This is a genomic window from Blautia sp. ZXY-1-C6 (genome assembly GCF_056339875.1).
This window is the reverse complement of sequence record NZ_JBWJVQ010000226.1, coordinates 1-10,662: the sequence shown is the minus strand read 5'-3', so window position 1 is coordinate 10,662 and position 10,662 is coordinate 1. Positions and strand designations below refer to the sequence as shown.

Sequence of the window (10,662 nt, the reverse complement as noted above, 5' to 3'; positions counted from 1 at the left end):
CCACCTTGATACTGTGCATCTTTCCATTATCTGTAAAGATACAGATCTTATCTGTATTCATACAGTTAAACACATATTTGTTCTCTGCATTGGCAGCTTCTTTATTTCTCTCATATGCAGACTTATCAATGGTCCGCATATATCCGAAGCGGTCCATAAGGAATGTGACTTCCATTTCTTCCATCTTCTTTTCCTCATAGACAACTTCTTCTGCATTCTCGATCACTGTGCGGCGTTTCGTACCGTATTCTTTCTTAATCTGATCCAGTTCTTTCATGATCACTTCTGCCATGGAATCATAATTATTCAGGATATCTTCATAAATGGCAATGTTCTTCATTGTTTCTGCATAGTCTGCCTGAAGTGCCTCGATCTCCAGACCGATCAGTTTGTACAGACGCATATCCAAGATCGCAGCTGCCTGTTTTTCTGAGAAATGCAGCTTCTGCGCAGCTTTCTCGCTTGATTTGCTCTTGAACCTGATTCCTTCTGTCACACCGTCAACCAGGCATTTCTTTACCTGTTCTCTGTTCTTGCTTCCTCGCAGAATCTCGATGATCAGGTCGATCACATCACATGCCTTGATCAGACCTTCCTGGATTTCTTTCTTCTCCTGCTCTTTATTCAGAAGTGTGGTGTACTTTCTGGTCGTGACATCGAATACGAAATCTACGTGATGCTCGATCACCTGCTTCAGACTCAGAGTCTCCGGTCTGCCATCCGCAACTGCCAGCATATTCACGCCAAAAGTATCTTCCAGCTTTGTCTTCTTATAGAGCATATTTGTAAGATTCTCTACATCTGCGTCACGCTTCAGGTCAAGAACAATACGGATTCCCTCTTTGGAAGACTGGTTGGAAATATCCACGATATCTGTTGCCTTCTTGTTTTCCACAAGAGACGCAATATCATTCAGGAATTTTCCGATATTTGCACCGATCATTGTGTAAGGAATCTCCGTGATCACAAGCTGCTGTCTGCCGCCTTTGAGCTTCACTGTCTCCACCTTACCTCTGACACGGAGCTTCCCTGTTCCTGTCTCATAAATCCTGAGCAGGTCATCTTTATTTACTACCAGACCACCTGTCGGAAAGTCCGGTCCCTTGAGATAGCGCATCAGCCCTTTGACACTGATGTCGTTATTCTTCATATATGCTTTTACAGCATCTACCACTTCACCCAGATTGTGAGGTGGAATACTGGTTGCCATACCGACTGCAATACCGTCTGCTCCGTTTACCAGCAGATTCGGGATTCTGACAGGAAGTACCACCGGTTCCTTCTCTGTCTCATCAAAGTTCGGCATAAAATCTACCACATTCTTATCCAGATCTTCGAGGAAAACATCCTGTGTCAGTTTCTCCAGTCTGGCTTCTGTATATCGCATGGCAGCTGCACCGTCGCCCTCGATGGAACCGAAGTTTCCATGTCCGTCGACCAGTGTTTTGCCTTTCTTAAAATCCTGAGCCATTACCACAAGCGCTTCGTAGATAGAACTGTCACCGTGGGGGTGATATTTACCCATGGTATCCCCTACGATACGGGCACATTTTCTGTATGGCCTGTCATAACGGATGCCCAGTTCATACATATCATACAGGGTTCTTCTCTGTACAGGCTTCAATCCGTCACGCACATCCGGCAGGGCTCTGGAGATAATAACACTCATGGCATAATCTATATCAGGATTTCTGCATGACCTCCGCATAGTCGGTGGGAATCACATTCTCCTGTTTTGTTTCCATTTAATTTCTTTCCTCCATCTCAGACACATATCCATGTATCTGTCTTAATTTCCACATAACACTCCGGCGAAATCAGATATCCAGCTCTGCATCCTGTGCATGCTCATAGATAAATTTCTTTCTCGGCGGGACATCGCTTCCCATCAGAATCTCTGTCACACTTGATGCAAGTCTCGCATCCTCAATCTCCACCCGCTTCATCATTCTAGTTTCCGGATTCAGAGTAGTCTCCCAGAGCTGCTCCGCATCCATCTCGCCCAGACCTTTATATCTCTGAAGAGTAAAGCTTCCCGGCTTATGGGCACGTCTGTATCTCTCCAGTGCCTTATCATCGTACAGGTATTCCTCCTGCCCCTTCTTAGGCATGACTTTATATAATGGCGGCATGGCAATATACACATGTCCCTCAGTGATCAGATCCGGCATGAAACGATAGAATAAAGTCAGGAGCAGTGTGGAAATATGCGCCCCATCCACATCGGCATCAGCCATGATCACAATCTTGTCGTAACGAAGCTTCGTAATATCAAAGTCATTTCCGTATCCTTCGGAGAATCCACATCCAAATGCATTGATCATGGTCTTGATCTCCGCATTGGCAAGCACTTTATCAATGGTTGCTTTCTCCACATTCAGGATCTTGCCTCTGATAGGAAGGATCGCCTGATAATTACGATTACGGGCAGTCTTTGCGGAACCTCCCGCAGAATCTCCCTCTACGATAAAGATCTCACACTGGGAAGGATCCTTTTTTTCACAGTTTGCCAGCTTTCCGTTAGAATCAAAGGAATATTTCTGCTTTGTCAGAAGATTCGTCTTCGCCCTCTCCTCTGTTTTACGGATTTTTGCTGCTTTCTCTGCGCAGGAAAGGATGGTCTTAAGAGTCTCCAGATTTCTGTCAAAATAAAGTACCATCTGCTCTCCTACAACCTTTCCGGTTGCGCGTGATGCATCCTGATTATCCAGCTTTGTCTTGGTCTGTCCCTCGAAACGAGGTTCCGGATGCTTGATGGAAACAACTGCTGTCATTCCGTTACGGATATCTGCACCTGTGAAGTTCGGATCCTTGTCTTTAAGAACACCAATCTCTCTCGCATAAGTATTCATGACTGTAGTAAATGTAGTCTTAAATCCGGTCAGATGAGTACCGCCCTCTGCATTGTAAATGTTATTACAGAAGCCCAGTACATTCTCACGGAATTCATTGGTAAACTGGAATGCCACCTCTACCTGAATGCCGTCTGCTTCCCCTTTCAGGTAAACCGGATCATGCAGGACTTCTGCACTGTGATTCAGATCCTTGATAAATCCAATGATACCGTCCGGCTCATGATAGGTAATATCCTCGACCTCTGCACCTCTTTTATCCTCAAAGCGAATAGTCAGTTCCGGATTCAGATATGCAGTCTCATGAAGTCTGCTCTTTACTTCTGTTGCTGAGAATCTGGTCTTTTCAAAAATCTCCGGATCCGGCAGGAAATTGATACTGGTTCCGGTCTGTCTGGTCTTACCCAGCTTCGGCAGCAACCCTTCCTCAAGTTCAATGGTCGGGATTCCCCGTTCATAGTGATCATGATGCACATATCCGTCACGACTGATCTTAATGTCTAGATATGTAGACAGGGCATTCACAACCGAAGAGCCTACTCCATGAAGTCCTCCGCTGGTCTTATAGGCAGAATTATCAAATTTACCGCCTGCATGAAGAGTTGTAAATACAAGTCTCTCTGCCGATACTCCTTTCTCATGCATATCTACCGGGATTCCTCGTCCGTTGTCTGTTACTGTACAGGAACCATCTTTCTCCAGAACTACATGGATCAGACTGCAGTATCCTGCCAGATGTTCATCTACTGCGTTATCTACGATCTCATAAATGAGATGATTTAATCCTTTTCGTGAAACACTTCCGATGTACATTCCCGGACGCTTACGAACCGCCTCCAGACCTTCCAGGACAGAGATGCTCCCTGCATCATAGGTGTTTTTCTTTGCCATGTCTGTTACATTTCCTTTCTTTCTATCAACCGGATTGCTTACTGTAAATCCGGGAATGATTTTTTGCATTACAAACATTTGTTCGTATTATAACCCAGTTTTTATTCTTTTTCAAGTGCGAACTTTCCCTTGTCAACGGAATAAAACACAAAAAATAATCAGAACCGAAATTCTGATCCTTTTCTGACTGTAAGCCTGTTCTGTTATAATTTGAGTGCATTTATCTTATCATTGGTTTTTTCAGCTGTCAACTGTTTCATTTGCCTACAAGGCTGTTTGGCATTATCTTTACAGTAGAAATATCTGTAAGAAACAGAAGCTATTTCTTTGTCTTAAATTTCTTCATTGTGGAGTATGGACTGTAAACTCTGGATTTGTCTTTGGATGTTTGGTTCCATGCCCGTATGGTCACATACCAGGTACCCTTCTTTACGTTTGTAAAGGTTACAGTTACGGTATTTTTGCCTTCTGTACGTTTCAGATATTTCTTAACCGGATATTTTTCACCTGCGGAGGTTTTGTATTTGTTTCCCAGCAGGATTTCATAACCTGTGGCATTTTTGCATTTTGTGTAAGTAACAGTCACAGTGTTTCCTTTTACAGTGATATTCCTGATCTTTGGCTGCTGCGGTGTGACAACAGTGATCTTGATCTTCTTAACCTTTGTCCAGGAACCATAGACCTTATTGCCCTGTGCATCCAGAACCCAGCTTCGGGCTGCCACATACCAGGTACCTTTTGCCAGATATCTGAAAGATGCCTGTGGCTTGCCGGTTGAGGAAACGGTCTGGCTGAATTTCCCGGTCTGGAGCATATTTGATTTCTTACTGATCACGAAGTCATAACCCTGAGCACCTGCACATCCTTTGGAAAGTTTGACAGTAAGCTTGTTTCTGTCAATGGAATGGCTGGAAATCTTTGTGTTGGCAGGTCGCAGGTATGCGCCGTTTTCATCTGTGATACTTCCGTCTGTGTGAATAACTCTTCCATTGAGAGATTCTGTACCAAATGCTATGAAATAATCCTGTCCTTTGGAAAGGGCAAAGTCAGCATATGGAATACTGCGCTCAAATGCACCGCCTACAGTTACAGTCTGGATGCACTGCAGAACCCCATTCTCAGCATCATACCAGAACAGATTTGCCATAAGTCCTGCACAGGAAGCATCTGCCTTTACAGAAAGCACAGCCGGGAAATCGAAAGCTCCGTTTCTTCCGAGATGGAAACCGAAATCATTCTGATTTGTGGATATCAGGCTGTATAATGCTGCCGGAATATATTCTTCTGTATTTGTAACAGAAAGATCTATATCCGCAGGTGTTTCTGCTGTAATGGAAGTACCGTTGATCTTCCAGATGAAACCATTCTCCATATCGAGATTCAGGGAAATATCTTTGCCTTTTATTTCGGATAAAACAGTGGCAGGAAGTACCTTGGCACCATTCAGGGTAATGGAAATGGTATCTTTTTCTTTGGAAGTCTTGATCAGACCGTTGACAGCATCCCAGCCTTTCTTCTGGAAACTTCCCTCAATATAAGGTTCCCCGTCACCAAGTTTTCCGAGGTTTTTTGTATCCTGATGTTTGCATCGTTTACAGGTGTAAGTTATGATTCCGTCGGTTTCGGCAGTTGGTTCTGTAGTGATAACACCGTTATCATAGTCATGGCCGTATGCGGAAATCGTGGAGCCGTAATAGATGGTTCTCTCGCAGTCGTTACAATAGGTATCTCCGCTGTAACCGTTGGAAGTACAGGATGGAGAGGAGTAGTAGCATCCCACGGTATTTTTGTGTTCACATTCCTTTCTGATGATTGTGTAAGTGAAAGTTTCTTTTTCGTAATTTCCCTTATCACTGCCATTGTAAATTGCGGTAGCAGAATTATTTCCAACCTGTAAATCATTATTTGCATCGTTTGCCTGCCAATTCCAGTTTTGAGGAAGAGAATTAGGATCAATATCTTTTACTTTCTTACAGGACCATGGAACGGAGATTGTGTCTATTGATGGAAAATTTGGTGTTGAGGTTGCTCGCTTGATGATTGCTTGATATTCTTGTGAAGTCCAGGTATCATCATTGGAATTGGAATTGAAATTGGATATCCGTATAAAAATTTTAGTATTTTCTGCTTCCCTTACCGTACTTACAGTAGGAATATTATCGTTAGAATTCAAAATATACCATGTTTGTCCATTATCAACACTGTATTCAATAATACTATTTGGTGGAATTGTACTTTCTTCAATACTGATAACTGGATGAGGATTTCCATCATACTCATCTTTATATGTAGTAATTGTAGGGGTAAGATTAATAGCAAATTTCCAATTGTCGTTTGTTAAATAACCAGAATATGCATTGTAAAAATCGCCCTCTTCTACAGCAGTAATCTTTACAATATAAGTACCAACATCTTTAGGCTCGTTTATCTCGGCTTGCAAATTATCTTCCTTGAAATATTTTACAGTGAAGTTTCCTACACCTTTAATGTTGTTCTTCGTAGTGATGTTAGGAGAGTGTGTGTTTCCATCATAAGTAAACTCAGAACCGTTAAATTCAAAAATATCACTGGTAACATCACGTTTACCTTCACTAAATGTCCCTGAATTTGAATTAAAGATATAACTTTTAGTCTCTTTTTCAACAGTTATAAGATGATCTTCTCCGGTTAGCCATGCATATAGATTTGTATTCGTAGATTCAACCGCTTTATGATTAGATGGTTCCCAGACTTTATTATCTATAGCTACTGATTTAGTTTTTGTATTAGGAATAACGCAGAGATACACTTCAGGGCTTTTAGGGTCGTAGCTACCAGAGCTATCCAAATTCTGGTGAGGAGTGCAACCAACTTGTGCATTTACAGAACCGCCACTAATGGTAATATTATTGCAAGATCCGTAAAGGCCGCCACCAATTCCGGCACCACTCGTGGAACTAGCAGTTACAGAACCACTTTTAATAGTAATATTATTGCAAGATCCGTAATTGCCGCTACCAATTCCGGCACCATGCATAGATTTAGCATTTACGGAACCACTATTAATGGTAATATTATTGCAAGATCCGTGATGGCCGCCACCAATTCCGGCACCATTCATAGATTTAGCATTTACGGAACCACTTTTAATGGTAATATTATCGCAAGATCCCTGATGGCCGCTACCGATTCCAGCACCAAACTTAGATTTAGCATCTACAAAACCACTATTAATGGTAATATTCTTGCAAGATCCGTAATTGCCGCTACCAATTCCGGCACCATACCCACTCCCATCACTACTAGCTTTTAAGATTCCTGTAGTAGTGTCTGAAGCATTGGTTATTATAAGCTGAGCTTCGTTATCTTTCTGTAAACCAGCAGAGCTTTGATTAGTTGTTGTAAGGTTATTTATGCCTGTTAAATAGATAGTAACTGTAGCTTTAACATTATTATTTATTTGCAGTGCCGAACCAGCAGATGTTTTGATATTTACGTTATCAAGATAAATGTTGATGTTGTCTTGCTCTGAAGTATTCGTTCCATCAACCACAATTCTATTTGACGTTTCCGGACTTTTCTTGCATGTGAATTTGTAATCTTCTGCTATATTTATGGTATAAACTCCGTCCGTAACATTAGCATCCTCAGTTAAATCAATTACTCCATTTTGTGCATTTTCCGTAGCAGCCATTGCCTCATCGGGGGTATCGTTAAATTCAGGAGCCTCCTCCGAACTGAATACAAACAAGTCCTCATTTGTCTCTCCTGCTGCTTCCTGCTCCTCATTGGTAAAAATCTCTGGAGTATCTTCCTCAGACACTACATCCGGATTTCCTGAAGTAAATTCCCCCGCAAATATGGTCTGGGGGGGCATATTGGTGGAACACAGTGCAAGCGCCAGAATCCCGGCTAATAACTTTTTCTTCATACGTTCACCTCTCCTTTCTTTATACATGATCTTCTGCGTCTTGACTCTTTTGTTCTCTTTTTCTGAATTTGATACATAATGCGGTAATCACAACTGCCACAGTAAAGGAAATGACAGCCACCAACACATAGCCGCCTGCGCCCTCATGCAGCAGAATTGTGCCGTACATTCCCGTGGCGTTTATTGGCCGGCTTTGCATGATCCCCATTGCCCCCACAAGGGACAGGAACAGCACAGGGCACACAGAACGGACAGACGGCAGACTGTGCGCCGCTCCTGGCGGCAGTGGTATTCATGCATTCGCTTTTTTACCAATTCGATACTCTTTTCTGTATCGTACATGCCTCCAACCTCCTTCCCCAAAAACAGTGTTAAAAGTCTTTCACTTATATAGGTACAAAAAAAGCGAAAAACTCTCACCCGAAAATCAAATTTTTCAAAAAAAATTTGAGAGCTGCCGAAACAGCTCCCAAAAGAGAAAAAAACAGGTTATATTATTGTATCGAACTGCGGAAGATCAAACCAGCAATAGGGAGCGGAAATGGAATAGCCTACCCACTGCTTGTTGCTTTTTGCAATTGAAGCAGGGGACTTACTTGATTCGGTTAAATATCGAAAAATGCTACCATATAGAGAGGTAATGTAATGATACCCTCTTAAAATTCGGTTTGTTTCCAATCATAAAAAATGGCGAAGTGCTTATCGTAACACTCCGCCGAAGGCCTAACCGGTTTGAGCAAAAAAGCTTGGGTAGGTCTGCTTTACTATTTTATGCCTTCCTGCTGCATTTATACACTTAAGTGTGCCTTCCAATCCGCCGGAAGATTCATTGCTGTAAGACTGACTACATCAATATTATTTTGAATCAGCTTATCGAAAGCAGCTACAAATGTCACCCACTCCTCATCGGATGAGCGCAGATACTTCATCGCCAGTAAGATTTGATACAAACCATTATGTGCTGGCGATGGCACAACCTTATCTACATCCAGAATTTCCGGTGTCGTATGTATTGTGCGATTATAAATTCTGGAATTATGAGCACACATATTGCGCAATACTGAAACGCTCTGTATCCATGAAGCAAGCATTTTCTGTGATGGTTTTACCAAATTTCCTTTTTTTGATTTATACTGGTAGTTTAACGCCAAGATAGAATATGAACTTCCAGTGCCTGTTTTCAAATTCTTAATTATCTTCGATAGCGTACCAAATGAAAGAACTTCAACAGCTGCCCATACAGGCACCTCTCCATCATGATTATCAAAATTATGTTTTATAAACACATCATTAGATCGAGCAATTTCTGATGCTACAGTAGACATATTCTGCCAATATCGTTTTTTCTCTTTGAAAATTGATGAATCTTGCAAAACAAGTGGTTCTCCGTGCACAAGTAATGATTCCACCAATCGCACTCTCAAAGCAACCTCAATCTTAGAAATCATTGAAAAAATCAAAGCAGATAATTCCTGATCAAATTGATACAATTTTATAATATCTTTAAACTTTGTTCCCGCAACATACTTCTTTGTAGTATTATCATATAAATGAAACGAGTAGCCTCTCAAACGATAAAACCCAATTGTCTTTAATACCTTCTCTACATCTTCATAAGATGTAATCTCCATTCCTGCATCTACATAAGATTGCACTTGTTGTTCTATTGTTAATATTTGTTTTGGATATTGATACATAAAACACCCCATAAATGAAAAAGTCCCACCGGGTTGCGCATGAAAAATCAGAGGCGTGGTGGGTTCTGTTAATATTATTATACAGTTTCCGATGTTACTGTCAAGCTTTCTTTTGTAAAAATCGGCAACTTTCCATTGTTTTTTTGAGATTATGCCTATTTTGACATGGGGTATCCCAATGTCAGGTCTCTGCAGATAATAATGATGATACACCTGTCAAATATTCATAGTTACTGATATACGTACCTATTATATAATATGAATTCCTGCGGTTCCTATTTTCTCATACTCTTTACATTTTATTTTTGGTTGGCATCAGAACAAATTCCAGCTTTAATTGCATCCCTAATCCCTGTGCAAGTTTTTTCACTATACTCAGGCTGGGATTTCTTGTTCCGTTCATAATCTGCTTTATACTTCTTTGCCAGTTCTTTTTCTGCCTTTGGTGTCTTCTGCGATTTTTTTATAAATCCATTGGTCAGTACTGCCTTCTTGCCCGCCTCATAGCAAGCTCCATCTCATATATATTTGTTTCATTGTAGAGTTTTTCTTTTTGCCCGCCAAGCTTGATCGTCCGCAAATAAGATAACCGGGTATTTTGCGTATTTTTAATATAACTAGATTTTATATAGCAATTCTCGGGGTTCACAGTCGTATAAAGCAAAGAATCGTTTTCAAGGATCTCCAATGGGCGTAAGTTATGTGATGTAAAAATCAATTGTCCCTTAGCTTTATCCTGCATAACTTCCAGGCATTCTCCCAGTAAATACTCATAAATACCAGAATCCAGCTCGTCTATCACAAGGCAATAAGACTCCCTGTTATAGCAGGCAAGTGAATTACTGCAAATAGAAATCAGCTTTTTTATTCCTGCGGATTCATATAATAAACTTTAAAGAAAAAGGGAATATGGCAAAAACAGGATTGAGCAGAATAAACTCAATCCTGTTTTTGATGTTAAATATTATAATCCTATGATTTCCTAATATCTCAATATTTCTTATTTCTTTTGCAGAAAACAGAATCAGAACAATCTTTACAGTAGAAATATTTGTAAGAAACAGAAGCTATTTCTTTGTCTTGAATTTCTTCATTGTGGAGTATGGACTGTAAGCTCTGGATTTGTCTTTGGAGGTTTGGTTCCATGCCCGTATGGTCACATACCAGGTGCCTTTCTTTACGTTTGTAAAGGTTACAGTTACGGTGTTTTTGCCTTCTGTACGTTTCAGATATTTCTTAACCGGATATTTCTCACCTGCGGAGGTTTTGTATTTGTTTCCGAGCAGGATTTCATAACCTGTGGCATTTTTGC

Annotated in this window: 7 protein-coding genes and 1 pseudogene; all 8 read right to left on the bottom strand. The window is 41.0% G+C overall.

Annotated elements, in window-relative coordinates:
• Positions 1-1,745, bottom strand: a pseudogene (locus tag AC075J_RS14000) (DNA gyrase/topoisomerase IV subunit A); the annotation flags it as partial.
• A gap of 72 nt (positions 1,746-1,817) precedes the next feature.
• On the bottom strand, positions 1,818-3,743 hold the full coding sequence (locus AC075J_RS13995; protein WP_118330354.1) for a DNA gyrase/topoisomerase IV subunit B: 1,926 nt from the start codon (positions 3,741-3,743) through the stop codon (positions 1,818-1,820).
• A gap of 319 nt (positions 3,744-4,062) precedes the next feature.
• Positions 4,063-7,653, bottom strand: coding sequence for a hypothetical protein (locus tag AC075J_RS13990; RefSeq protein ID WP_020993676.1), 3,591 nt, complete (start codon positions 7,651-7,653; stop codon positions 4,063-4,065).
• 19 nt (positions 7,654-7,672) lie between these two features.
• The gene (locus AC075J_RS13985; protein WP_226839776.1) at positions 7,673-7,852 is read right to left on the bottom strand and encodes a hypothetical protein; all 180 of its coding nucleotides are present in this window, start codon (positions 7,850-7,852) and stop codon (positions 7,673-7,675) included.
• Between the two features lie 589 nt (positions 7,853-8,441).
• Positions 8,442-9,350 (bottom strand): Abi family protein, encoded by a 909-nt coding sequence (locus AC075J_RS13980; protein ID WP_008707599.1) that lies wholly within the window; start codon positions 9,348-9,350, stop codon positions 8,442-8,444.
• 292 nt (positions 9,351-9,642) lie between these two features.
• Positions 9,643-9,753, bottom strand: coding sequence for a hypothetical protein (locus AC075J_RS13975; RefSeq protein ID WP_243101548.1), 111 nt, complete (start codon positions 9,751-9,753; stop codon positions 9,643-9,645).
• 75 nt (positions 9,754-9,828) lie between these two features.
• Positions 9,829-10,152 carry a hypothetical protein gene (locus AC075J_RS13970; RefSeq protein ID WP_020993674.1) on the bottom strand — a complete coding sequence of 108 codons (324 nt, stop codon included), beginning with the start codon at positions 10,150-10,152 and terminating at the stop codon, positions 9,829-9,831.
• Positions 10,153-10,417: 265 nt separating this feature from the next.
• Positions 10,418-10,662: hypothetical protein (locus tag AC075J_RS13965; RefSeq protein WP_476390443.1), on the bottom strand; the 245-nt coding region annotated here is incomplete at its 5' end.